Source organism: Bradyrhizobium sp. C-145 (assembly GCF_023375135.1).
In the GTDB taxonomy this organism is placed as follows: Bacteria; Pseudomonadota; Alphaproteobacteria; order Rhizobiales; family Xanthobacteraceae; genus Bradyrhizobium; species Bradyrhizobium zhanjiangense.
In genome coordinates this window covers 4,179,867-4,201,358 of sequence record NZ_CP088150.1, presented here as the reverse complement: position 1 = coordinate 4,201,358, position 21,492 = coordinate 4,179,867, and the positions used below count along the sequence as shown (strand labels likewise).

At 62.0% G+C, this 21,492-nt stretch carries 33 protein-coding genes and 1 tRNA gene; 12 read left to right on the top strand and 22 right to left on the bottom strand.

The genetic code is table 11. The features are described 5' to 3' along the window. Positions 1 to 73: 73 nt before the first annotated feature. The gene (locus LRP30_RS19590) at positions 74 to 1,102 is read left to right on the top strand and encodes an AraC family transcriptional regulator (RefSeq protein ID WP_249761405.1); all 1,029 of its coding nucleotides are present in this window, start codon (positions 74 to 76) and stop codon (positions 1,100 to 1,102) included. A gap of 87 nt (positions 1,103 to 1,189) precedes the next feature. Here the strand turns inward: LRP30_RS19590 and LRP30_RS19585 are convergent, their stop codons facing one another. The 3 genes from LRP30_RS19585 to LRP30_RS19575 form a co-directional block, all read right to left on the bottom strand. Continuing rightward, positions 1,190 to 1,489, bottom strand: coding sequence for a DUF3551 domain-containing protein (locus LRP30_RS19585; RefSeq protein ID WP_128933978.1), 300 nt, complete (start codon positions 1,487 to 1,489; stop codon positions 1,190 to 1,192). A 254-nt stretch (positions 1,490 to 1,743) separates the two neighbouring features. Continuing rightward, a complete protein-coding gene (locus tag LRP30_RS19580) occupies positions 1,744 to 2,235 on the bottom strand; it encodes an Lrp/AsnC family transcriptional regulator (RefSeq protein WP_128944372.1) in 492 nt (163 codons plus the stop codon). 205 nt (positions 2,236 to 2,440) lie between these two features. Then, positions 2,441 to 2,746: an ETC complex I subunit gene (locus tag LRP30_RS19575; RefSeq protein ID WP_249761404.1), complete on the bottom strand. Its 306-nt coding sequence runs from the start codon at positions 2,744 to 2,746 to the stop codon at positions 2,441 to 2,443. A 256-nt stretch (positions 2,747 to 3,002) separates the two neighbouring features. Between LRP30_RS19575 and LRP30_RS19570 the strand changes: the two genes are divergently transcribed. Further along, complete coding sequence (locus LRP30_RS19570) at positions 3,003 to 4,172, top strand: OpgC domain-containing protein (RefSeq protein WP_249761403.1); 1,170 nt, start codon at positions 3,003 to 3,005, stop codon at positions 4,170 to 4,172. Positions 4,173 to 4,196: 24 nt separating this feature from the next. Here LRP30_RS19570 and LRP30_RS19565 read toward each other — a convergent pair whose 3' ends face one another. Next, positions 4,197 to 4,391, bottom strand: coding sequence for a hypothetical protein (locus tag LRP30_RS19565; RefSeq protein ID WP_091894901.1), 195 nt, complete (start codon positions 4,389 to 4,391; stop codon positions 4,197 to 4,199). Between the two features lie 262 nt (positions 4,392 to 4,653). On the opposite strand from LRP30_RS19565, the gene LRP30_RS19560 reads away from it, so the two are divergent. Continuing rightward, a complete protein-coding gene (locus LRP30_RS19560; protein WP_164935004.1) occupies positions 4,654 to 4,881 on the top strand; it encodes a hypothetical protein in 228 nt (75 codons plus the stop codon). Positions 4,882 to 5,599: 718 nt separating this feature from the next. After that, complete coding sequence (locus tag LRP30_RS19555; protein ID WP_249761402.1) at positions 5,600 to 5,743, top strand: hypothetical protein; 144 nt, start codon at positions 5,600 to 5,602, stop codon at positions 5,741 to 5,743. A gap of 82 nt (positions 5,744 to 5,825) precedes the next feature. On the opposite strand, the gene LRP30_RS19550 is transcribed toward LRP30_RS19555, so the two are convergent. After that, positions 5,826 to 6,533 carry a hypothetical protein gene (locus tag LRP30_RS19550; protein WP_249761401.1) on the bottom strand — a complete coding sequence of 236 codons (708 nt, stop codon included), beginning with the start codon at positions 6,531 to 6,533 and terminating at the stop codon, positions 5,826 to 5,828. 1,013 nt (positions 6,534 to 7,546) lie between these two features. On the opposite strand from LRP30_RS19550, the gene LRP30_RS19545 reads away from it, so the two are divergent. Next, positions 7,547 to 7,759 carry a hypothetical protein gene (locus LRP30_RS19545; RefSeq protein WP_249761400.1) on the top strand — a complete coding sequence of 71 codons (213 nt, stop codon included), beginning with the start codon at positions 7,547 to 7,549 and terminating at the stop codon, positions 7,757 to 7,759. A gap of 347 nt (positions 7,760 to 8,106) precedes the next feature. On the opposite strand, the gene istB is transcribed toward LRP30_RS19545, so the two are convergent. Both istB and istA read right to left on the bottom strand, forming a co-directional pair. Continuing rightward, a complete protein-coding gene (istB, locus tag LRP30_RS19540; RefSeq protein WP_249756397.1) occupies positions 8,107 to 8,949 on the bottom strand; it encodes an IS21-like element helper ATPase IstB in 843 nt (280 codons plus the stop codon). After that, on the bottom strand, positions 8,946 to 10,448 hold the full coding sequence (gene istA, locus LRP30_RS19535; protein WP_249761693.1) for an IS21 family transposase: 1,503 nt from the start codon (positions 10,446 to 10,448) through the stop codon (positions 8,946 to 8,948). The genes istB and istA overlap by 4 nt, the downstream gene beginning before the upstream one ends. Positions 10,449 to 10,719: 271 nt before the next feature. Here istA and LRP30_RS19530 point away from each other — a divergent pair, with 271 nt between their 5' ends. Then, entirely contained in the window at positions 10,720 to 11,037 is a 318-nt protein-coding gene (locus tag LRP30_RS19530) for a hypothetical protein (RefSeq protein WP_249761399.1), read from the top strand. Positions 11,038 to 11,199: 162 nt separating this feature from the next. Here LRP30_RS19530 and LRP30_RS19525 read toward each other — a convergent pair whose 3' ends face one another. The 5 genes from LRP30_RS19525 to LRP30_RS19505 all read right to left on the bottom strand — a co-directional run bounded on the left by LRP30_RS19525 (position 11,200) and on the right by LRP30_RS19505 (position 14,335). Next, positions 11,200 to 11,721, bottom strand: a complete 522-nt coding sequence (locus tag LRP30_RS19525) for a hypothetical protein (RefSeq protein ID WP_249761398.1) — start codon at positions 11,719 to 11,721, stop codon at positions 11,200 to 11,202. A 169-nt stretch (positions 11,722 to 11,890) separates the two neighbouring features. After that, positions 11,891 to 11,967, bottom strand: a tRNA-Pro gene (locus LRP30_RS19520). 74 nt (positions 11,968 to 12,041) lie between these two features. Next, positions 12,042 to 12,527 (bottom strand): DUF192 domain-containing protein, encoded by a 486-nt coding sequence (locus LRP30_RS19515; protein WP_128944356.1) that lies wholly within the window; start codon positions 12,525 to 12,527, stop codon positions 12,042 to 12,044. 218 nt (positions 12,528 to 12,745) lie between these two features. Then, on the bottom strand, positions 12,746 to 13,375 hold the full coding sequence (locus LRP30_RS19510; protein WP_164935008.1) for a cold-shock protein: 630 nt from the start codon (positions 13,373 to 13,375) through the stop codon (positions 12,746 to 12,748). Positions 13,376 to 13,573: 198 nt separating this feature from the next. Beyond that, positions 13,574 to 14,335, bottom strand: coding sequence for an NAD-dependent protein deacetylase (locus LRP30_RS19505; RefSeq protein ID WP_249761397.1), 762 nt, complete (start codon positions 14,333 to 14,335; stop codon positions 13,574 to 13,576). Between the two features lie 261 nt (positions 14,336 to 14,596). Between LRP30_RS19505 and LRP30_RS19500 the strand changes: the two genes are divergently transcribed. Then, positions 14,597 to 14,761 (top strand): hypothetical protein, encoded by a 165-nt coding sequence (locus tag LRP30_RS19500; RefSeq protein WP_164935006.1) that lies wholly within the window; start codon positions 14,597 to 14,599, stop codon positions 14,759 to 14,761. 71 nt (positions 14,762 to 14,832) lie between these two features. Here the strand turns inward: LRP30_RS19500 and LRP30_RS19495 are convergent, their stop codons facing one another. Beyond that, positions 14,833 to 15,120, bottom strand: a complete 288-nt coding sequence (locus LRP30_RS19495; protein WP_128934027.1) for a hypothetical protein — start codon at positions 15,118 to 15,120, stop codon at positions 14,833 to 14,835. Positions 15,121 to 15,319: 199 nt separating this feature from the next. Here LRP30_RS19495 and LRP30_RS19490 point away from each other — a divergent pair, with 199 nt between their 5' ends. Beyond that, the gene (locus tag LRP30_RS19490) at positions 15,320 to 15,628 is read left to right on the top strand and encodes a hypothetical protein (protein WP_128944358.1); all 309 of its coding nucleotides are present in this window, start codon (positions 15,320 to 15,322) and stop codon (positions 15,626 to 15,628) included. Here LRP30_RS19490 and LRP30_RS19485 read toward each other — a convergent pair. Further along, the gene (locus LRP30_RS19485; RefSeq protein WP_249761396.1) at positions 15,625 to 15,822 is read right to left on the bottom strand and encodes a hypothetical protein; all 198 of its coding nucleotides are present in this window, start codon (positions 15,820 to 15,822) and stop codon (positions 15,625 to 15,627) included. The genes LRP30_RS19490 and LRP30_RS19485 overlap by 4 nt on opposite strands. Before the next feature lie 715 nt (positions 15,823 to 16,537). Then, complete coding sequence (locus tag LRP30_RS19480) at positions 16,538 to 16,675, bottom strand: hypothetical protein (protein ID WP_008558897.1); 138 nt, start codon at positions 16,673 to 16,675, stop codon at positions 16,538 to 16,540. Positions 16,676 to 16,954: 279 nt separating this feature from the next. Between LRP30_RS19480 and LRP30_RS44975 the strand changes: the two genes are divergently transcribed. Further along, a complete protein-coding gene (locus LRP30_RS44975; protein WP_256477665.1) occupies positions 16,955 to 17,077 on the top strand; it encodes a hypothetical protein in 123 nt (40 codons plus the stop codon). A 37-nt stretch (positions 17,078 to 17,114) separates the two neighbouring features. On the opposite strand, the gene LRP30_RS19475 is transcribed toward LRP30_RS44975, so the two are convergent. Next, complete coding sequence (locus tag LRP30_RS19475) at positions 17,115 to 17,411, bottom strand: HU family DNA-binding protein (protein WP_008558895.1); 297 nt, start codon at positions 17,409 to 17,411, stop codon at positions 17,115 to 17,117. Between the two features lie 354 nt (positions 17,412 to 17,765). Here LRP30_RS19475 and LRP30_RS19470 point away from each other — a divergent pair, with 354 nt between their 5' ends. Next, positions 17,766 to 18,257, top strand: coding sequence for a hypothetical protein (locus LRP30_RS19470; RefSeq protein ID WP_249761395.1), 492 nt, complete (start codon positions 17,766 to 17,768; stop codon positions 18,255 to 18,257). Positions 18,258 to 18,373: 116 nt separating this feature from the next. Continuing rightward, positions 18,374 to 18,676: a hypothetical protein gene (locus LRP30_RS19465; protein ID WP_091887822.1), complete on the top strand. Its 303-nt coding sequence runs from the start codon at positions 18,374 to 18,376 to the stop codon at positions 18,674 to 18,676. Between the two features lie 107 nt (positions 18,677 to 18,783). Here LRP30_RS19465 and LRP30_RS19460 read toward each other — a convergent pair whose 3' ends face one another. The 3 genes from LRP30_RS19460 to LRP30_RS19450 all read right to left on the bottom strand — a co-directional run bounded on the left by LRP30_RS19460 (position 18,784) and on the right by LRP30_RS19450 (position 19,481). Continuing rightward, complete coding sequence (locus LRP30_RS19460; protein WP_249761394.1) at positions 18,784 to 18,951, bottom strand: hypothetical protein; 168 nt, start codon at positions 18,949 to 18,951, stop codon at positions 18,784 to 18,786. 75 nt (positions 18,952 to 19,026) lie between these two features. Next, positions 19,027 to 19,254: a hypothetical protein gene (locus tag LRP30_RS19455; RefSeq protein ID WP_091887823.1), complete on the bottom strand. Its 228-nt coding sequence runs from the start codon at positions 19,252 to 19,254 to the stop codon at positions 19,027 to 19,029. Further along, positions 19,248 to 19,481: a hypothetical protein gene (locus tag LRP30_RS19450; RefSeq protein ID WP_091887825.1), complete on the bottom strand. Its 234-nt coding sequence runs from the start codon at positions 19,479 to 19,481 to the stop codon at positions 19,248 to 19,250. The genes LRP30_RS19455 and LRP30_RS19450 overlap by 7 nt, the downstream gene beginning before the upstream one ends. A 227-nt stretch (positions 19,482 to 19,708) precedes the next feature. On the opposite strand from LRP30_RS19450, the gene LRP30_RS19445 reads away from it, so the two are divergent. Next, positions 19,709 to 19,921 (top strand): hypothetical protein, encoded by a 213-nt coding sequence (locus tag LRP30_RS19445; RefSeq protein WP_128944363.1) that lies wholly within the window; start codon positions 19,709 to 19,711, stop codon positions 19,919 to 19,921. Between the two features lie 204 nt (positions 19,922 to 20,125). Here the strand turns inward: LRP30_RS19445 and LRP30_RS44970 are convergent, their stop codons facing one another. Genes LRP30_RS44970 through ligD form a run of 3 tightly spaced genes read right to left on the bottom strand, consistent with a single transcriptional unit; the run spans position 20,126 to position 21,392 of the window. Then, positions 20,126 to 20,257: a hypothetical protein gene (locus tag LRP30_RS44970; RefSeq protein WP_256477664.1), complete on the bottom strand. Its 132-nt coding sequence runs from the start codon at positions 20,255 to 20,257 to the stop codon at positions 20,126 to 20,128. After that, positions 20,229 to 20,411: a hypothetical protein gene (locus LRP30_RS19440; RefSeq protein WP_128934033.1), complete on the bottom strand. Its 183-nt coding sequence runs from the start codon at positions 20,409 to 20,411 to the stop codon at positions 20,229 to 20,231. The genes LRP30_RS44970 and LRP30_RS19440 overlap by 29 nt, the downstream gene beginning before the upstream one ends. 39 nt (positions 20,412 to 20,450) lie before the next feature. Beyond that, positions 20,451 to 21,392 (bottom strand): non-homologous end-joining DNA ligase, encoded by a 942-nt coding sequence (gene ligD, locus LRP30_RS19435; RefSeq protein WP_249761393.1) that lies wholly within the window; start codon positions 21,390 to 21,392, stop codon positions 20,451 to 20,453. Positions 21,393 to 21,492 lie beyond the last annotated feature (100 nt).

Genomic DNA, 21,492 nt, shown 5'->3' with positions numbered 1-21,492 from the left:
GCTCCGGCGCTCTTGCGGTCGAAAAGGTTGCATTTTCCGCCAAACTTGGCGAGGATTTTCCGAGGGAATTCCGATGCCTTTTCAAGCCGCCACCGCGATCCCGCGCCGTGCCATGACCCCCGCCGCCTTCGTCCGCGGTGTGGTCGCCGCTTATGAACGATACGGCCGCGATCCGGCGGAGGCGCTGAGCCGGGGTCAGGTAGCGCCGGACCTTGTCAATTCTCCGGGTGGGCGGATCACGGCCGCCCAGTTCGAGGCCCTGGCGGGCCATGCCATGCGCGAGCTCGACGACGAGGCGCTCGGCTGGTTCTCGCGCCGGCTGCCATGGGGCACCTATGGCATGCTGTGCCGCGCCTCGATCACGGCGCCGACGCTGGAGGTGGCGCTCAAGCGCTGGTGCCGGCATCACCGCCTGCTCACCGAGGACGTGCTGCTCGATCTCGAGCTCAGTGAGGAGACCGCGGTCGTCTCCATCCGGGAGCAGCGCGATCTCGGCGGCTTACGCGAATTCTGCCTCGTCACCCTGCTCCGCTACGTCCTCGGCTTCTCCTGCTGGGCGGTCGATTCCGCGATCGCCTTGCGCGCGGCGGAATTTCCTTACCCCCAGCCCAGCCACGTCTCGGTCTACCCGACCATCTTCTGCCGCAATATCCGCTTCGACGCGGACCGCGCCGCGATCATCTTCGACAAGCATTATCTGTCGCTGCCGCTCACGCGCAGCGCCGCCGACCTCGATAACATGCTCAAAGGCGCTTTGCGGCTGACGGTGCTGCCCTATCGGCGCGACCGGCTTCTTGTCGAGCGCGTGCGCCGGGTGCTCCGCAACGCGCGCGGACGCAGTCTCGGCGCCGAGGATGTCGCGCGCGAGCTGGCGCTGTCCACCCGCACCATGCATCGGCGCCTGCGCGAAGAGGCCACCTCGCTGCGCGAACTCAAGGAAGAGGCAAAGTTCGAGCTCGCCAAGCAGGAGCTGATGCGCGGCCGCACGCCGATCAAGCGGATCGCGGAAATTGCCGGATTCCGCAACGAGAAGAGTTTTTCGCGTGCCTTCCGTACCTGGACCGGCGCCTCCCCGCGCGAGTTTCGCGGGCGGTATCGCTGAGGGACTGTCGCCTCACTGCCACAAAATGACGGCCCCCGAGATGACCCCCGGAGGCCGTGTTTTTCGAAACCGGTTAGAATTCAGCCGTTAGTTCGAGTTGGTCTGCGCGCCCGGGCGAAGCTTGGTACGCGACCGCGTCTGCTTGGGCTGGTAGGCCAGCGCGTCATTCGAGGTCTTCGCACCACCGCTCTGCGAGCAGGTGCCGCCGATGCCGCCGGCAGCGGCCCGGCAGGCTTCCATGGTCGGATAGCCGCAACCGTGAGCGGCCTGGGCACCGTTGGTAATGCAGAAATCGTCTGCACGCGCGGCGGGTGCGGTCATCATGAGAAACGCGGATGCAAACAGCGTCGCAGCGGATGCGACAAACGTCTTCGAAGTCGAGGTCATGGTTCTTTTCCTGGCTCAGGGTCCCACAAAAGAGGCCTCGGCACGCGATGCAGGCCGAGGTTCGCACCTTGGATCTAGGCGGCGACCCCGAACCGACAATCACGGTTCAGCGCATCGCAGGACTTCCGAAATCACATGTCACAGTTAGGTGATTTAGTCATCCTTATAGTGCCGAAGTCGGGACGTATGGCAGGGTAGCGCTCCGTCGGAATTTTCGTAAGCCTGGCGGTGACGGCGCCTGCAACGCAGCGTCCCTAGCCCGCCGATACCGCGGCGACCTCCTGCAACGGCAGTGGCACGTCCTTCGCGACGCCCAGCACCGGAAAGCTGCGGACGTTCTTCACATTCGGCATCGCGGCGAAATGCAGGAGCTGCTGGCGCATGCTCTCGACGCTTGGCGCCACGCATTTGAGGAGATAGTCGGTGTCGCCCGAAATCCGCCAACACTGCTGGATGCGCGGGATCGCGGCAATCGAGCTCTCGAACGCCTCCAGCACGGGCTGGGCCTGGCTGCCGAGCTGGATCGAGACGAACGATACCACCTCATAGCCGAGCCGCCGCTCGTCGATGACGGCGCGCACCGCCCGGATCACGCCGCGGCTGAACAGCGATTTCAGCCGCCGCAGGCAGTTGGGTGCGGACACCCCGACCCGCAGCGCCAGCTCATTGTTGCGAACCCGCCCGTCCTGCTGCAGTTCGGACAATATCTTCAGATCGACGCCGTCGAGCTGGTCACGCCCCGCCATACCCACCTCGCCCATGAGCTTGTCATGTGCGGCAGCGAAGCATGCGGCGGAATAGCTGCCAAGGGCCGGAGCCGGCGTGGTAGCTGATCCGCGGCGTGGGATGGTCGGATGCGAGGTTTATAATGTGTGAGCGGAATATCTTCCCGCCGTCATGGCCAGGCCTTGTCCCGGCCATGACGGAAGTCTTTGACGCCGGGTTGGGCCCTCAATGCGTCCAGGGCTCGCCGCGGCGGAACGAGAAATTGTCGGCATAGGCGGCCGGCCGGCGCACCGACTCCTGCGGCTCGATCACCTGGTAGGCGATGCCCTTGCGCTCGCAATAGGCGACCGCCTCTTCCTTGCTGTGGAAGCGCAGCGTGATCTGCTGCTTCATGTCGCCGGACGAGGTCCAGCCCATCAGCGGCTCGACCGAACGCGGCTGCTCCGGCTCGTAATCGAGCTGCCATTCTTTCGTCTTGGACCGGCCGGATTGCATCGCGTTCTTGGCGGGCTTGAAAATGCGTGCGGTCATGGGTGGTCCGGGCCTCTTCGTCTTTTCGTTCGAACTGGATGCGTCACGGTGGCAGTTGGTGGAAATCTCAGGGATAGTATAGAGACACCGTTCGGGAAGTGTTCGGTGATTCCGGCTCCCCGGGTGCCCTACCTATGGGTATAGTCATTATGCTGCACCGTGACAATTGCGTACCCGCCTTCCGCGCCGGGACCCCGCCCGGCGGCACTGGCTCCCCGACATCAGCGTATTTGTTCCTTCCGAAAGCTCCCGTCGCATGGCCTTCCTGAACATCAGCGCAACGCTTCCCGAAAAGGGGCGCGACCTCCGGCTCGACCTGTTTCGCGGTGTCGCGAACTGGGCGATCTTCCTCGACCACATCCCCGACAACGTCGTGAACTGGGTTACGACGCGCAATTACGGCTTTTCCGACGCCGCCGACCTGTTCGTCTTCATCTCCGGCTACACCGCGTCCTTCGTCTATGCGCGGATGATGCTGGAGCGCGGCTTCGTCGTCGGCGCCACACGGCTGACCAAGCGGGTCTGGCAGCTCTATGTCGCCCACATCATCCTGTTCGTGATTTACATCGCCTCGATCAGCTATCTCGCGCTGCGCTTCGGCGATTCCGAGATGATCAACGAGTTCAACGTCGCCGGTCTCGTCGACAACGCCACCGAGACGCTGCGTCAGGGTCTGTTCCTGCGCTTCAAGCCGCTCAATCTCGACGTGCTGCCGCTCTACATCGTGCTGATGGGACTGTTCCCGCCGGTGCTGTGGTTCATGCTGCGCAAGCCCGACCTGACGATGGCGCTGTCCATCGTGCTGTGGCTGGCCGCGCGCCATTTCGGCTGGAATCTGACGGCCTATCCGGCCGGCCAGTGGTATTTCAACCCGTATTGCTGGCAGGTGCTGTTCGTGTTCGGGGCCTGGTGCGCCTTGGGCGGCGCGCGGCGCTCGATGACGCTGATCAACGCGCCGATCACGCTCTACCTCTGCCTCGCCTATCTCGCCTTCGCGCTGATCATGACCATGGCCGGCCGCTTCCCGACCTTGGGCGGCATGTTCCCGCAATGGCTGTTCTCGGCCTTCAACCCGAACGACAAGACCAACCTGGCGCCCTACCGCTTCATCCACTTCGTCGTGATCGTGATCCTGGTGATCCGCTTCGTGCCGAAGGAATGGCCGGGCCTGGAGTGGAAGGTGTTCGATCCGCTGATCGTCTGCGGTCAGCAGTCGCTCGCGGTGTTCTGCGTCGGCGTGTTCCTATCCTTCGTCGGCCATTTCGAGCTGTCGATGAGCTCGGGCTCGCTGTTCGCGCAGCTCTTCGTCAGCATCGCCGGCGTCGCGATCATGACGACGGTGGCCTATTACATCTCGTGGTCGAAGAAGCAGGACAAGCCGTTGAAGCCGCCGCCGTCAAAGCCGGCTGCGGCGAAGGCCGCCTGATGGTGACGCGGCGCCGATGCCGCGTCAGGCCGCCTCTTCGCCGTCGAACTCGGTGAACTTCTTGTAGATCCAGTCGCGGCCGTCGTGGCGGCGCCAGACCTTGCCGTAGACGAGCTGTCCGTTGATCGAGCGGCGCGGCACGATCACGGTCCAGAGATGCCAAATCTCGGTCCAACTCGACTGCGGACCGGCGGTTTTGGAGTTGCGATCGGAAGACATGGCAGAACTCACTGGCGCAGAGCTCGGCTGCTACGCGCGCTGCCACGAACAGTGATCTGTGTGAGCACGGATTTCAGGCAGCCCATCGCGAGCCGTGCTCGATCTGATAACAGCAACTAAGGCGCCCGCAACAACCGCTCGCCCTTAACCTAACTGATCAACCTTACTTCTCGTGCGCAAACGGCGAGATTGGTTGAAAGCCGGCGTCGACTTTTCTAGAGTGCGTGCGCGATTTGAGAGCGCGCCGTTTTGAGGACGCGCGGTGTTTTTAAGCCGACACATATTTTCAAAAGAATTGACTGGCCAGGACGACCACAATGAATTTGCAATGTGCATGTCTGCGCTTGGCGCTGCGATCGACAACGTCTGTCCCGATCGCAAAGACACCGTCCCAGCAGCCGCCGAAGGCCGCCAACGACAACGAGACAGTCTGGCCGTTCGTGCCGTTTCCGGCCGGCTGGCACGCCTCGAGCTGACGGGCCAGATCTGAAAAAGTGACGCCTGAAAAGCGCAACGCCGCGCAAGCGGAGTATCATCGCTTGGCGGCGTCCGTTTAGGCATTGGGCGCTGAAATCCCCAACACGCATATGTCTGTGGCGCCGCGCAGAAGGTTCGATGAGCGTCCGGCAATTCTGCGCTGCTCTGAGGGCTGCAATGGCTTGAAAGATCGCGCCGAAGTCGCGCTGAAAGGAGAATGTGCGAAGGCTTCCGCCGCGCCTTTCGGCCCAGACGACGGCAACCAATCACTACGCCACGCGTTGCAGCTTTTTCCCGCCTGTCCGGGGCATCCGAGAGTGTCCGCGATCAGCGTGCGCCCGCCTGCACGGACGGCGTCTCACGTCCATGTGAACTGGAGCGCGGCCGGTGAATTTCCACGAACGAGCAGAGATCAATGAACGGCAGAAGGCAAGGCCAGCGGAGGCCGTGAGCCAGGTCGATACGCCTGAGGAACTTCGTCGAGACGCCGGAGGCCGGAAGCTCGCTGCTCGCACTCGGCGGGCTCGGCCTCGCGGCAATCGCGATGCTGGGCTGGATTTGCGCCCTCGCCTGGTTCGCCTGGCGCCTCGTCGATTGGCTGCTGTCTTGAGGCGGCCCCCGAATCCCGAGGCAAGAGGCATCGGCCTGGGCATTCTTGGGGTACATGTCGGAACTGGTCGGGGCAGCTGGATTCGAACCAACGACCTGCAGTACCAAAGCAGGCAGTTCCGGTGGACAAGGCGGCCATTACGGGACAATGGACGAGCACCCCCTCCGGGCGCTCGGGGAGCGCCTTTCCATTCTACGCCATCAGTTTGGCGGGCAGCGCCTACGATCCGGCAACCGTCGAGATCATCTGCGGCGGCACGCAGTGATGTGGACCGGTGCTAGCTCCGTCCCCGATTCCATCCTGAATCGCTACCAAGAGCAACCGCCCCGCGAGCAAGGGGAGTTTCGTTAGCGTTTCTTCGGAGCCACCACGACTCGAAGCGTCCCAGGAGCGGGGCTATTTGGTCCGCCCGCGCTCGTTGCTATTCCGCCGAGCGATTTCTGAAGAGCATTCGACAGCACGGTGAACGCAGTTTTCACCCAAGGTCGCCCAACCATCGCGTTAAAGCTCGCGGTGATTTCTCCTTCTCCCAGGGAACTGGTAACCACGGTCACTCCCGAAGGTTGTCCGCCAACAGACATCGCGGTTATGGCGTCAGGGTCCATGGAGGGCGGGATTGGTCGCCTCGATGTGATTTCCCATCCCGCTTCCTGCATCGCGAAGGCAATCTCCTGCGCAAACTCGAAGCTTTCCGGATCATCGCGCAGGTACATGACTTCAGTCGGTGCTTTGGGCTGTGTACTGAGATCGCTGATAAACTCTTCACGGTTCAAGCGCCGCGGAGCGATCTGTTTACGCAATTGCTCCAGCTTCAGCTCTGCCTCTTTTTGGCGCGCTCGCGCTTCCTCGATCTGCGCTTGCGCCTTTGCCGCCTCCGCTTCGGCGGTTTGTCCTTTGGCATCGGCTGCCGAGATCTTTGTCGCGGCCTCGGATTTGTAGGCTTCCAGTTGTCTCGTAGCTTCTTCGGCTTCGAGATGTTGCAGTCGCACTACAGCCGTGGTTGCTATCCCAACCGCGACGGCGGCCAGTGCGGCAAATCCCAGTGATATGAGCATGGCCGTCTCCCAGCCATGTAAGTCGAGCCCCCACATCCGCCTTGCTTTCCTGGAGAAGATAGCACTTTCGGTCATATATCCGCCCGCGACTCGCGACGGAGCATGACACGCGGCGGCGTATACAAGCAGAGGGATTCCCGCTTATCCTACCTATTCACGGGTGTGACCGAGGCCGGGCGCAAGGATAAGGCTAGAAGGTGGGCAAGATTATTTTTTCAGAATAAGTCCCATTGCGCGCGCCATTCGCCTCACGGAGCCGGTGTGCCGACCGAGCGCCGCCGCTATCTCCGATACGACGCGACGACGCGCCAGCCACGCAAGCCGCTTCCGCTCAGCCTCAGTCCATCCCTTTGGCTTCGACGATCTCATCTCGCAATGATCGAATGAGCTCGATGCGAGCGATATTGGGAAATTTACGGGGGGCGGCGAGAGACTAAAACGCGCCGAGCGCCCCCTGGACGCGGATGGAAGAAAATCAGCGGGGCGAGCGCAAGGGCAACGCGGGGCAACGAGCGGTGGATTGATTGGTCCTTTGATCTGCCGCGACTCAGGAGCCGCTTCGCCGGCTTTGGGGCTGCAGCCGGCTTCTGCATGGCTACCCACTATGCGTCATTTGAAATCACGGCGCCGGCGGCGGGCCGCTGCTCGATGCCTTGCGGAAATGAGCGCCCTAATGGCATAGCCAGCGATGACGCCGATGATGAATGCGGCGGCCACTATGAAAGGTACAGAGAACCGCTCCATACCAGCCGAATGCGGTACCAGGCTGCAGCGTTCCTACCTGGGGCACCAGAAGGGCCGGACCGTAAAGGCTTAGTGCAACACTCGTGCGGCCTCGCCGAGCCGGACCTTCTCTCTTAGATCCTCCAGTTCCTGAAGCATTTTGATTTGCTCGTCGTGATGTTGGCGCAACCTGATGCGGGTATGGCCATCGATGGGATGCACCGCGTCACGCAGATCATCTCGGACCACGCGCACGCGCTTCCGGGACGCCTACGGAATGGGGGCAAGCCATGAAGCGCCGGCGCCGATCGCACAGGAAGCGCAACCGGCAGCGGCTGGCTGCGCACGACCGCGAGGCGATGAACGGAAGGCCCGCCGCGCTGGCGGGCCTTCCTTATCTCCAGGACCAGCCGGACTGCATGTATCGGCGTTTGCGGGCTTCGCGCAGAGCCCAAACACGTGATTTCGCAATCGGCGCGATCGTCATGTTGCTTGATTTCTGACTTCCCGTGCACCCTATAGGAGGCCCCAATCATTCAGATGAGGAGGTCAAATGAGGATTAATCGGGCGGGCCAACAGGCGCTCGACGCCATTATCGAGAAGTGGAAAGCCGAGCAGCAGCTACGCGACGCAGAGGTTCGGCTCAGGAAGGCTCTCAGCCAGCCGAAGTCCCCTCCACTGAAGAGGCGCATTTAGGCTCAGAAGAAGGGCGCGGGGCTTCGGTCCCGCTATAGCGCGACAATCAGGATGAGAGCGGCGCGTCAATCAAGATGAGACGAGGCGGCCGAGTCAGGAGATAATTGACGCTGGCCGCCGGCTTGGCAAGCGTTGATTGACGCTGCGCGACAATCAAGCGGCGCTGCCAGCGTCAATCGCAGTCTTGTCGAGTTCGTTGGGGGTAGTGTGAACAGGCGGCCGGCCTGGACCGCGCTTGCGATCGAGGGCAACTTTTCGACGGTAACTTTCGACGTTCATCTCGAGGATCGTGGCGTGGTGGACCAAACGATCGATGGCAGCCAACGTCATTGCTTGGTCCGGGAAGATACGCCCCCATTCGCCAAATGGCTGATTGGCCGTGATCAGCAGCGAGCGTCGTTCGTAGCGGGCGGCGATCAACTCGAACAGCACACTGGTTTCCGCCTGATCCTTGCTCACATATGTGATGTCGTCGAGGATCAGGAGGTCATAGCGATCGAGTTTGCCGATCGCGGACTCCAGCGCCAGCTCGCGCCGCGCGACCTGCAGCCGTTGCACCAGATCAGTGGTGCGCGCGAAGAGAACGCGCCAACCGTTCTCGACGAGAGCCAGGCCGATCGCCGCGCCGAGATGGGTCTTGCCGCCGCCCGGTGGACCGAACAAGAGCAAATTGGCGCCGGCCTTCAACCAGGCGTCGCCGGCAGCGAGCGCCATCGCCTGTGCCTTTGATAGCATCGGCACGCTCTCGAAGTCGAAGGTGGCGAGCGTCTTGCCGGCGGGCAAACGCGCTTCCACCATGTGTCGCTCGATCCGACGGCGGGTACGATCGGATGCCTCGTGCTCGGCAAGGGCGGCGAGGAAGCGGGCGGCAGGCCACCCTTCCTTGTCCGACTGTGCGGCGAGCTTCGGCCAGATCGCCTTGACGCCCGGCAGGCGGAGCTCATTGAGAAGCAACTCGACACGAGCAGCATCGACGGAGGTGGCGATGCTGGTCATGCTGCCTCTCCCAGATTCGAGCGGCCCGACATGACGCTGACGGAGGCGAGTTCATCGTAGACGTCGAGCGGCGCCAGCTTGACGGCGACGCGCGGGATCGAGGCCGCCTCGGGTCGGAAGCGGTCGCGCAGCGCGGCAAGATCGGGTAACTGTCCGGCGTCCAGATCCATCGCGATCGCCTTGGCGAGCTCGGCTTCGCAGGCTCGCTCGTGGGCCAGCGCTAGAAGTTCGACCGTCACCTTGCAGGCGCGCCGATCGTCACCGTGCTCCCGCAAGGTCTCGAACAGGCGTCTGTAAGCGGCGCGCGGGAAGAGCTGGTCGCGATAGACGAGGTTGAGGAGCGCCATCGGCTTGCGCCGCAGGGCATGGATGACGTGCCGATAATCGACGACATGCCCGCCCTGGCTCTCCGACACAGGCCGACCGCGCCGCAACGTCACAACCGGCGTGACGCCGAGGAAGCATTCGAGCCGGTCGTCGAAGATGCGCACACGCAGGCGATGGCCAATCAGCCTTGAAGGAACGGTGTAGAACACGCGCCGCAGGATGAAGCCGCCTGACGACGTCACCGGGATCACTTTCTCGTCGAAGTCGGTCGTGCGGCCTTTCGGCAGCGGCGCCAATGCCTCCTTCTCGAGCGCGATCGGCTTGGCGAGATTGGCGTTGCGCCGGCCGACAATCTCGTCGACAAAAGCCCGGTAGGCATCGAGACTGGCGAAGTCGCGCGTCCCCCGCAGCAACAGCGCATCTTCCAGTGCGCGCTTGAGATGGCCGTGCGCACTCTCGATCGAGCCGTTCTCGTGTGCAATGCCCGCATTGTTGCGTGTTGGTGCCATGCCATAGTGGCCCATCAGCGCAGCGTAGCGCTGTGTCAGATCCTCACGCGCGTCAGCCGCCAGATTGCGGAACGCCGCCGATAGGCTGTCGCTGCGATGCTCCCGTGGAACGCCGCCAAGCGCCCACAGGGCGTTCTGCAAGCCCTCCGCCAGGGCGACGAAGCTTTCGCCCCCGAGCACGACATGGGCATGCTCGAAGCCGGAGAACGCCAACCGGAAGTGATAGAGCCGGTGATCGAGTGGCTCACCTACGATGGTAATGCCGAGCGCGCTCACGTCGGTGAAGTCGGACAGACCCAGCCGCCCGGGCTCGTGCTCTTGGCGGAAGATCACGTCCTGTTCGGGGCCGTTGAGCGCCCGCCACGCATTGATGCGCCGCTCCAGCGTGCGTCGGATGTTGGGGTTGAGGTCGCGATGCCGCCGGCGCAGTTCGTCCAGCACACCGATCACGCGGATGCCGGGAGCAGCCTTCAGGATCGGAACGATCTCGGCGTCCCAATAGGGCGCGAGTGGATCGGATCGTCGCCGGCCCCTCGGCGCCTTCTTCTGCGATGGCGGGCGCGCATCGCCCTCAATCCGATACGCACTCGCTTTCGAGAACCCCGCCTTGGCCGCGGCCGCTTCGGGGGACAATGTCAGTCGGTAGGTCATGTACAGCCTCATCTGGTGGTCGGTGATGTGAAGGCCAGGCAAGGCATCGATTCCCTCTTGTCGAGACGAATCAAAAGCTTGCACCAGCCCCGCCCAGCCGCCAGACGGGTCCAAAAACGCGCGACGCCGATGGGGACGGTCCTCCGGTCGGGCTACGCCCTCCCTTCGGTCCGTCCCCATCGGCGCAGTCTCACCTTGATTGTCGCTGGAGTCTCACCCTGATCGCCGCCGCGCAGGTCCCGCGTTTTCTTTCGTGATAGGCTCCGTTCAAGGAGTCGCACTCATGGTCAAGCACGAGCCGGAGATCAGGCGGGCAAAGGCCAAGCTCTACGTGGAGGCGTGCAACAGGGCTGTACATGATGCGCCTTGGACCGCGGGTAGAACCAACACGATCGACAAAGGGGGGATCTATCGGGCACTGGAGCTCGCCGAACAGGCATATGAAGCCCATGACCTCCCGTACGAGGGCGGACTCTCAAAGATGTCGAAATACCCTCCCGGACGCTTCAAGTGGGTTTGCGACGATACCGCGAGCGCCGATGAGTGCGTGAAGGTGCTCGACACCAAAACAGGCCGCTCAGTGGCCTGGCCCTACTTTTAGGCCCCTCACCCTCGCCGGCCGGCGGCGGCCACAACTCCCACGAAAACGACCGCAAGGACGATCCATCCCACCGTCGACACCGCATCCATGATCTGCCCCCCTCTGACCCGAGGGCACCATGGGAACCGGCGGACGCGATGTTCCTGAGTCAAATTGACTCACTTAGAAGATGTGAAGGTGGGCAAGGTATTGCCAAACGTCTGCGGCCAGCTTGCCGATAACCGCCCCGCCCGCCTTTTCTCCGATCCACTTCAAGGTTGGAGCAAGTGTCTCGCGCACCGCAGCGACGCGCACTCGCGCCGCCTCCAGCAACCGACGGCCGGCAGATAACTCGGCGACGATCTGCTCCCTCTCCTCTGGCTCGCCCGGAAAATCGTTCGTCTCTTTGACGGCGGCGACGAGCTCATCGAGCTTTTCAAGCGCCTGTTGCTGCTCAGGCGAGTTGTGGCTCAGCGAGACAACACGATCTGACGCGGGGATCGTTCGGTTCGCGCGAACCAGCACAGCTTCCAGGCCATTGAGAAGCAGCTTCTTGGCACGGTAAAAACGATCGTCAAGGTATCCAACCAGGACCATCTTTGAGCCTTCTACGATCATCGAGCTGATCACAGAGGGCTCCATCTGTGCGGTGACCGCGTTCACGCGGTCCAGCCAAACAAGCCACGCGACGGACGGCGCCACCATGGCGAGGGCTCTTTTCCGCGAAGTTGTCCCAGGTGAACTTCCGTCCCTCGGCAATCAGGTCCGAGATCTCCGCGATATCAACCGGCATTCCAGTCTTCCCATAATCTTTCCAATCGGAAAATCTGGGAAGACAAAGCTGCAAAATATTACGCTAAGTGATTGATTTTATTGGTCGGGGCAGCTGGATTCGAACCAACGACCTGCAGTACCCAAAACTGCCGCGCTACCAGGCTGCGCTATACCCCGAATGTCCGGCGAGCCCCGTCGATACACGCTTCCCGGCGCGCCAGCAAGGCGCCAATGACGCCGTTCCCGGGCGCCTATTTGCTGCCGAACAGCGGATGGGCGACCCGGTCGCCAGGACGGATGCCGTATTTCTGCGCTGTTCCCGCCACCACCTCCAGCACCGCCCGGGCCGGCCCCTGGGAGGAGATGATCTTGGTCGACATCGGCTCGGTGTTTTCGGCGATGCGCAGGATGCGGCCGTCGGCGCGGATGAAGATCATGTCGAGCGAGACGTAGGTGTTCTTCATCCACATCGACACTTCCTGCTCGGGATTGAAGTCGAACAGCATGCCTTTGCCGTCGGCCAGTTCCTTGCGGTACATCAGGCCGGTCTGCTTCTCCTGCTCGGTCGTCGCCATCTCGACCGAGAACACCTGCACGCCGTTTCTGGTGACGATCTCGAGCGGCTGGAAGCTCGCGGCGCGGACAGATCCGATTGCGACCGCCATGCCGGCAACGACGAGGATGGCGGCAAGCCAGCCCTTCGCAACGGACCAGACGGCCTTTCGATCAGAATTCATGGGGGCTCTCGGGGCGTGGGACCTGGAACAGTCCTTACGCAACGGTCGCCGGAAAAGCCAGAGGCGCGCTGGCTGGCCGGCACGCCTCTGCTCACGATTGCGGGAATTGATGCCTTTAGAGCGTTTTCAAGCGAAGTGGATACCGGTTCGCGTGAAGAAAACGCGTCAAAACAAGAATCTAGAGCTTCGGTTCTGATTCAATCAGAACCGATAAGACTTTAGTGCGACTGCAAGCCCGGCGACCCGGTCTCGGGATGGATCTCGGCCGCCATCATGCCCTTGGAGCCGGGCCCGAATCGGACCAGCACATATTGGCCGGGACGCAGCTCAGTCATGCCGAAGCGGCGCAGTGTCTCCATGTGCACGAAGATGTCGGGCGTGCCCTCGCCGCAGGTCAGGAAGCCGAAGCCGCGCAGCCGGTTGAACCATTTGACCTGGGCCCGCTCCAGGCCGCTGGTCGGGGTGACCGTGACGTGCGTGCGCGGCGGCAGCATCTGCGCCGGATGGATCGCGGTGGATTCGTCCATCGAGACCACGCGGAATGCCTGATAGCCCTTGGCGCGCTGGACGCACTCAACGACGATGCGGGCGCCCTCGTAAGCAGTCTGGAAGCCGTCGCGCCTGAGTACGGTGACGTGCAGCAGCACGTCGGGCCAGCCATTGTCGGGCACGATGAAGCCGTAGCCCTTTGAGGCGTCGAACCATTTGATGACGCCGTGAACCTCGACGAGGTTGGCGCTGCCCTCACCCAGTCCGGTGAAGGGGCTGAGCGCGCTGTCGCGACCGCTGCCGTGCTCGCCCACGGGAACTCCGACCTTCTTGGACTCAAATCCGTCCGACGACCCCATAACCCCGGACCCCACACTGCCATGCAACCCGCCATTTTGGCGGCGCTCGAATCACGCGTCTTAAGAGAATGTTCTCAATTCGACGCGACGCGAATCTTTCGACTCAAAAGATAACACTCCCGGTTGCGAGGCATAGACAAAAAAGAGATTCGCCGGAACCTATGAACAGCTTGCACAGCCGCGAATCAAATTGATGCCTCAATTGCCGGCAAAGGGCCCGAGCGTTTCGCCGATGTCGTGATGGATCACGAGGTCGGCGATGTCGTCCTGCTCGGTCGGCTCGCGATTGATGATCACAAGTCGTGCGCCGGCGTTCTTCGCCATCATCGGAAAGCCCGCTGCCGGCCACACCACCAGCGAGGAACCGATCGCGATGAAGAGGTCGCAGGTCTGCGACAGCGCAGCTGCGCGCTGCATTTCATCCTCGGGCATCATCTGGCCGAACGAAATCGTGGCGGTCTTCACCGGCTCGTCGCACATGGTGCAATTGGGCGCGGCGCCCTCCGCATCGAAACGGCGCTTCACCCAGTCGAGTTGATAGGCCTGCCCGCATCCGATACATCGCGCATAAGTAGTATTTCCGTGAAGTTCAATCACGTGCTCGGCAGCCAGCCCCGAGGCCTGGTGCAGATTGTCGATGTTCTGGGTGATGACGGCGGGAACCTTGCCCGCGCGGTAGAGCGAGGCCAAAGCGCGGTGGCCGCGGCCCGGCTTTGCCGCCGCGAACACCTCCTCCATCGCAAAGCGCCGGCGCCAGGATTCGTCGCGCGCATCCTGGCTCGCCACGAACTCGTCGAACGGGATTGGACGGTTGCGCGTCCAGATGCCGCCCGGCGAGCGGAAATCCGGGATGCCGCATTCGGTCGAGATGCCGGCACCGGTGAACGGCACGATTCGCTTCGCTTCGGCGATCATGTCGCCGAGCCGTTCAACGCCGCTGCCAAGGTCCGATGCTATCACGCGCTGCTCCCGATGTGTGTTGCGCTCGCTGCAAGACAAGCGGCAAGATAATTGACGCTCTGATCCACCGTGGCGAAAAGAGCGAACAGAAACAGGACTCGGCAATTCCTGCTGCCCATCGCATATCACAATCCTGCAATGCCTCCTCCCCATTGACGCCCCATTCGGGAGCCCCAATGGATGTATCGAATCCGACTCGCAGCGCGATGCGGCGGCAGTGCTCGAGGTCAGTGGAAACAGGTGCGAACAGAGGGGATGGATATGACCGAAGATGAAGAACGCAAAGCGCGCGAACGCGAGGAGATTGCCACCCGTGTTGCCGCCTTCCGCGCCACCCAGGAGAAGTTCAAGCGCGAGCGCGAGGAATATTTCGTGTCGACGCTCGAGAATGCCCGCAAGGTCGAACGTCCCTCGCTCTGGCCGTAGGGCGTGACGTCACGCGCACACGAACGAAAAAAGCCCGGAGCCTCGCTCCGGGCTTTTCGCTTTAAAACTCGCTACCAGTGCCGCCAGTAGTGGTGCCGGTAGTACGGTCCGCCGCCATAATAGGCGTAGGGACCCGGTCCGTAATAGTAGCCCGGGTCGTCATAATAGCCGTAGCCCGGCCCGTAATAGCCATAGGGATGCGATGCTGCGACTGCGCCCGCCGTGATTGCGCCGGCGGCAAGGCCGAATGCGAGGCCCGGACCGATGCCGCGGCCGCGCGCCTCGGCTGGCGCAGGCGCCGCGACCGCGGTTACGCCGACGGCTGCGACGGTGGCCAGAACTGCCAGTGTCTTCTTCATGATTTTCCTCCTTCGCGCGTCTCGCGGGACAACTGCGAGGGCCTGCGATGGTTGCGCGCAGTGCGGAACCGAAAACGGTCAAAAAAACCGTGAACCCGCGGGAACGAACGCTCGCTGCGCCGATTGACATCGCAAGTGCGGAAGCCTCCGCCATCCGGGTTGAGGCGACAGCACGAAGACCTCGTCAGCATCCTCCGCGGTGCTGGCGGGGTTTTTTAGTTTCGCAGGAGAGATGCAGCAGACCATAGCGGCCGCCAGCGTTGCGGCCTTCGGCCGGCAGTTCGATCCTTCCTCGCGGCACCGAAAGACGTTTCTTTTTGTGAGCGCGGAACAAGATTTTCGCGCACACGTTGAAGTCGTCTTCAGGCAGAAGAGGCCCGACATGCCCGCGTGGCTCGAAGTCCTGCTCAACCTGTGCGGTTATGCCGGTTTCGTGGCGCTCGCGACGCGCGGCGGCACGTTCCGGGATACGTCCGCGAACGACCGGATCTGCGGCGAGAAGCGCTAGTTCGCGTGCAGCGCCTGCCCTGCCGTGCGCACCAGCCGATCGGCCTTGACCGCGACACGGGTGTCCTCGGCCTGCGGCCGCAGCGAGAAGCTGATCCCCACGAAAGCGAGACAGAAGAGCGTGCCGACGATGGCGACGCGCCGGTAGGTGTGGCGATCGCCTTGATGAAAGGACGGCTCTGAAAATGGCGTCATGACAAAATGGCTTCTTCGCAAAATCGCTTCTTGATTGTCGTTGCCACACCTATCCCAAGTAGCGGCAAGCGCAACGCGATTGGGCTTTTAACCTAACCGAATAGGGTTATCGGCTTTCGGACAAGGTTTCGTTAGGCGTTGCGTCGCCCCGGCTCGACGACCGCCTTTGTTCCAGCTTCGACTCCCTTTCGTTCGCGAAGAGCGAATCGGAATCGAAGAAATCGGCGCGGAGCAACTCTTAACAAGTGGTGTGAGCGCGCGCGGCGAGTGCCCGATCACGTGAGGTCGATCGCTGCGGCACCGACAGTTTGTCCTGGCGCAGCCGCGAGTCGCGGTCGCAACAAACGACTGCCTGCAAAAGCCAGCCGTGACCGACATGTCCCGCATCGATACAGAAGGCACGGCTTGTTCTGCATCCGACTCCATTTCGTTCGCAAAGAACGAATCGGAGTCGGAAAAATCAGAGAGATGCGAATCCTAACGATCGATGAAAGCGGGCGCCGCCACCGGCACAGGACTCTTCGGCGGCAAAATTTTCGGCGGCAAGAATTTAGACTGTGAACACGATGACGATCTCGCGGCACGACTCGCACCGAAAGCTGTTGGGTGAGTTTGCCGTCATCGGCTTGGCGCATTGCGGGCACGTCATGCTGCGCGAACGCGTGACTTCACACGTTCGTTCCGTCGCACGTTGCGTCGACTCTCGCCGATCCACTCACGCCGCCCGCTTTGCTTTGCCCTTCTCCGAAAAGCATTCCAGGATCTGGATGCGCAGCTCCTCTGCAGCCGGGCCTTCGAGCTTCCTGAGCTCGTTCCAGAGCCTGATCACTTCGCGCTGTTTCTCGACGGTCATGAATCACCTCCAAGAGAAGATGATTGACTAGAACAAAATGAGAACAAAAAGTCCAGCCCCTCCCCGAAATTCCACAGGGGCACGGCGGCTTGAACCTTTTCCGCGCTGCGCGGGACCCATGGAGGCTGGGGATTTCAGGGCCCAGTCATACGGCAGCGCCGCCTGACGAACATACTCCGTCATCGCGGCGCTGTTGCTTTTTGGATTTTCAACCTTACGTTACGAACGTAGCCGGCGGCCAGGCGCTGAAATCCCAACGCCGTCGGCCAAGAGAGCCCCGTGCGAAAGCGCGGGGTTTTTCTTGTCAGCCGCGGTTGCGCGGCAGGCGACGGCCGGCGGGCCCTGTGGTTTCTCCTGATCGTCGTGGTGATCGCCGAGCACCACCTCGACTTCAGCCGCTGATCCGTTGCGATGCTGCGCGAAGTGGCCCGCCGGCGCCTTAGACGGCGTCCTTGGCCACCTTCAGCGGCGAGGCCTTGACCGACTTGCTCGCCGGCTTGGCCGCAAACTGCATCGGCTCCTTGGTGAAGGGATTGATGCCCATCCGGGCTTCGGTCGCGGGCTTGTTCACCACCGACATCTTGACGAAGCCGGGAATGACGAACTCGCCGGACTCGTTGAGCTCCTTGTAGCCCACCGTCGCCATGTATTCGATCACCGACTTCACGTCGTTCTTCGACAGCTGCGTGCCTTCCGCAATTGCATCGATCAATTGGGTCTTCGTCATCTTCGCCATGTTCTGAATTCCTTTGAAGGGATGCGCGTGCGTAAACTCTGCTGTGGACGCGGCCGGACCGCGGAGGCGCGCTTCTAATTCATGCCAGAGGTCATGAAGTGACCGGGCTTAGAGCCTATCGAGGCCCAAAACGCAAGCAGGGGTTCTCTAGGGTTCCCGACTTCCTGTGAAAGATGTTGCAGCATTTGCCGATTCTTTTTGAACCATTTGCCGCCTGGCGCGTCTTACTCATTGAAGTCCCTAAGCTTCACCCCACCAGAAAGCCCCGCTTTCCCCAGGCGGGGTTTTCGCTTTTGCCGGCCTGATAGAGCGCCGCGGCTGCTATATGGTCGAAAGGTTTCTCGTGGGGGACTCATGAAGGTCGCTATCGTCATCGCCGGCTTGATCGTTGTTGCAATCGCCGCCCTCGTCGCCATCCAGCCGAGCTTCTTGAAGCCCGCGTCCCTGGCCCTCGTGAAGAAATCCGACATCTTCGGTTTCTCGCCCGGGATGACGTTCGACGAGACCGGCAAGCTCGTCAGTCAACGTCGCTACCTCTGCCGCCAGATCCGGGGCTCGTACGTCCTCGAATGCGAGATCAATGGCGCCAAGGTCACGGTCGATAATGACGACGCTGACGCCAAGCACCCGATCTGGCGCGTCCATGCGGAGTTGAACAATCCGGGGCCGCAGGACGCCGCCGTCAAATCGATCTCCGACCAGTTCAACGCCCAGCCGATCAAGGTCCACGCGGGATGGACATGGATCGTCGGCCGTGAGCTCAAGCTGAGCTATGACGGCCTCGCCTTGAACCTCGTGGACGAGGCTGCGGAGGCCAGGCTTCGCAAAGACGAAGCCAAGCGCTAGCGAGCACGACGAGTCACCTCATCGTGAAACTTGTGACTGGGCACGCCTTGTTGAGACTTCGGTAACCTAACGCCTCCAATCTCGCATCAGTATCGTTGCGTTGGAGTATCCTCACAGTGCTGGATTTTAACGAGCTGCGTGAACTCGCGGCTGATGTACGCGTTTTTGTCGATATCGCCGAGGACAAGGCCGAAGCGCTGCGAGCCGTCATCGCAGCTTATGACGTCGTGCTCGCGATCTTCCCCTCTGGTGACGGCATGGGCCTCCACGTCATCAAAGGCAAAGAGATCCTGGACAAGATCGCAAACTCGCGGAGCCATGCGATGTACAGCCACACGGCCATCGCGGTCCCCGACCTCGAGCATGCAGAAGTGCTCAAATACCTGACGGCGCCGGTCGAGCAACGGATCGCAGCCTGAAGCGGATGCGTTTTGATTGAATCGGTGCGGGCCGTGAGCACCTCTCCCGTAGGGAGAGGTCGGATCGCATCGCAAGATGCGATCCGGGTGGGCGAGCCTTCCCACATTCACTGGCCGCCCAGCACGAACACCGTGAAGCCAATCACGATGCAGCCGAGCCCGAAGACCGCCGTCACGCTTTCGACGACGTTTTCCAGACCGAAAAATCGGGCGGTGGCGCTCCATGCGGCAGACAGGAGCATCTCCGCGATCGCGCTGAGCAGGCCTTGAAGCATGGCAATAGGTCGCGTCGGTCGTCAGCGGGGTTCAACCGCCGTAACCACTCGGCCTGTCCGCAGTAGAACCGCCCCTCACCGAACGTCCCCGGCCTTCCGGCTTTCACCAATTGAAACCGGCTTGTTCAGGAAATACTCGCGATTACCGGTCGCAGCTTCCGCGTACTGGTCGATGGCCACGATGATGGCCTGGACGTGGGCATAGCACCACCCTTCCCGCGTCGCTCTTCGGCGAACATCCTCGAGCGCGGTCAGGAAGGGCGATAGCTCTCTCTCATCGTCGAACCAACGCCTGCTCACCATGTCCTCCCGCCGAGCACCCTGCCCTTGGTCTGGCGCGGCTGCGCGCTCTTCAGCGCGTCCCGCTGGGCGCAAAGACTTTCAATCTTCGCTTCCATCCGCGACAGCAGCGCTTCGGCCGAGGCCGTCCCGACTCCCGCCCGCTGCAATTGGAGGATCTCCTTCCTCTGCCTTCCCATCCGGATGCGCATCCGTTCGATCTCCCGCCTGACAACGTCCAGGTCCGGCATGTTCAGCCCCGCGATTTTGAATATGGCCCATGAGAACAAAAACGGAACGTAAAGTCGAGTCCGACGTTGGACTGAGAAGTAGGAATTGTGCCGCCTGCGCCGCCCTTACGTCGCACCCGCCCAGACGGATGCACGCGTGCGAGTGCGCGGGTAGCCCTACCTTCCATAGGGAACAGACGATCGCCGCTCGTTTTGACTAGGCTGACCCAAATGCTGGAGGAGCCGGGATGCCGTACTTCATGCCCAAGCAGGACCAGGCGCAACGCACTTACAAGGTGCTTGCCGACGTCTTCTGCGCGATCATGCTCGCAACCTTTTCGATTGTGTTCTTCGGACTGCTCGGCGGCATTGTTGCCTTCGTTCTACTTGAGGCCGGCCTGCTTGCGATCGATTGGCTCTTGCCGAACGAGGACGACGATGCGGCAGGCGTTGTTCGCTAGCGGACTTTCAGCGGACTTTCCCGTGGTAGCCCCACGCCGACTTGCTCGAACCCATGAGGTCGACGAGCACGGTGCAAGTCCGGCCGGCTCCCGCTTGTTGGCCAGCGACCACTATTAGAGGCCTCCGAAAAGGACTCCGAGCGCGACCGGGATGGCTCTCGCACACAAAGCCGATGCCAAGCCAGATCGGGCAATCAGGCTTTGTCAGAACAGATCGCCTATGAGCTTGAGGATGCTGACGATCAGGCCCGAGAGACATGCTGCAGTGCCGAGGTCGGCCAGATAAAGCAACACGTCACGTTCGTCCTCACTCAGTTCTGCCAGTGCCTTGCGCATCTTCCCTCTCCATGGCCTCGATCAGCTCTTCGTCATCGAGAACATCCAGCAGATCATTGATTGTCTTGTTGCCGTCGCGCGCCCCCGGCTCGACATAGCTTGCGAGAATGGCCTGGGCCTGCTTGACGGCTGCCCTCACGCGATCCGGTTTCACGGCCGGTACTCCACGCATACTGTGGAAGCTAAAACGCAGCTAGGAACGGCGCGTTCCTTTGCTCAGCCCCTTGAATGAGCTGGCGCGCAACAACCCTTCGGATGTGATGTCGCGATACTCCACGTCAGCGTAGAACTTCGGCTCGACCCAGGTGGCCTTCGGCTTACTGACGGGCTTGGTGAGCTTGGTTTTGGGGCTGACGACGGTCTCCAGTGCCTTGCGGATCTCCGCGGACTTGGTTCGAGACCAGCCGGTCCCGACTTTGCCCATGTAGCGCAGCTCTTTGCCCTCCTGCTTGCCGAGGTATAGCGCCGCGACGCCGGAGGGATCTTTGATGAACCCGACCACGGGAAATTTCTCGCGCTGGACAGCCTTGATCTTCTGCCAGGCTTCGACCCGGTCCGACCGGTACGGCGCGTCAACCCGCTTCGAGATGATGCCTTCGTAGTTGAGCTTGCTTGCGGCCTCGAACAACGCCTGCCCGTCCCCGACATGGTGCTCGCTGTAGACGATCGGCTTCTCCAGCTTGTGGCTCTCGATCAGCTGCTTCAGCAGCTCTTTGCGGGCAAGCTGGGACAAGTTCCGAAGGTCTCGCCCATCGAGCCACAGGAGATCGAAGGCGAAGTACAGCAGGCGATCCTGATCGCCCCTTGCGAGATCGGCCTGCAGCTCGGCGAAGCTGGGACGATCCTCGTGGATGACCACGACCTCGCCATCCACGATCGCCTGTCCCTGGATGTCGAAGGCGCCCGCAATGGTGGAAAACTTGTTCGTCCAATCCAAACCTTTCCGCGTCAAGGCTCTGCGGTCGTCGCCGTCAATGCGGAGCTGGATGCGGTAGCCGTCGTATTTGATCTCGTGAATCCACCGAGCCCCCGAAGGCGGCTTCATCTTCGGGATCGCCAGCTGCGGGCTGATGAAGCCCGGCATGGGCGCGGCTTCCGGCGCTTTGGCCGGAGGTGCCTTGGTACGCTTCGCCACTGACGCAACTCATGAGAGCCCGCCGCTGGCGTTGGGCGCTGAGGCGGGCAGTGCACCTGCCTTACTCACGTGTCGCAAACGCGGAGGCGTTCTCCGCGTT